1 protein-coding gene is annotated in these 696 nt (G+C 58.2%); it reads right to left on the bottom strand.

What is annotated here, in order from left to right; all coding sequences use genetic code 11:
- Positions 1-338: 338 nt before the first annotated feature.
- Positions 339-545: a hypothetical protein gene (locus tag ACTJKM_RS36050; RefSeq protein WP_156436805.1), complete on the bottom strand. Its 207-nt coding sequence runs from the start codon at positions 543-545 to the stop codon at positions 339-341.
- Positions 546-696 lie beyond the last annotated feature (151 nt).

Raw genomic sequence — 696 nt, 5'->3', positions numbered from 1 at the left:
GCCGGTCTGGGGTGAACTTGTTTGGTGAGAGCAGGTGTAGCCGACCGGGTTGCGCTGCTGAATTGCAATAATGATTTCGACTGAATTGCGATTTTGGCAACAATAGATGTAGGCGACGCCACTCCAGGGTCTTTCGCATCTCCTTTGTGATGGTCACACACCGATGGCGTGGTCTTCGCCGCCCAGATACCGATCCCGGTCACCACCACACCGCGAAATCGACTTCGGATAAAGCTCCCGACAACGCCCCGGAAGCGGGCCGGATAGCTCTGGCACTTTGGTTCTAGAGCGCCCTTCCGCTTCCAGTATTCCGCTTGAAAGCGGGATACTCTAGTCCCTCATCGGGTCTGCGGCCATTCGAGATTGCCGAAGGTGGTCCGGGATACTCCCTTGTAATAGGCGCCACGCTTGGGCGACGGCTGGTTCACAACCACCTTCGCCCAGGAAGGGCGGGCCTTGACCTTTGACGAGGCACGGTCATCACCGAGTGCGGCCGACGAAGCGATCAGGATGGAGACTGCCGCTATCGCACCAGTTCTGGCCATGCTTTTCATTTCTTGTTCCTTGGAAGAGTTTTCACTGACGATATCGAGCGTTCTGCGTGTCTCACACGGCCCAGCAGGAGCAGCCGAGTGCGCCGAAGAAGCCCTTGAGATCGGCGATCGGCAGCTTTGACGTCCAGGCGCCGGCATGGTC

It is taken from the genome of Ensifer sp. 22460 (genome assembly GCF_052044935.1).
GTDB lineage: Bacteria > Pseudomonadota > Alphaproteobacteria > Rhizobiales > Rhizobiaceae > Ensifer.
Note: the sequence above shows the minus strand (reverse complement) of the source record. Positions and strands in the feature narration are given on the sequence as shown.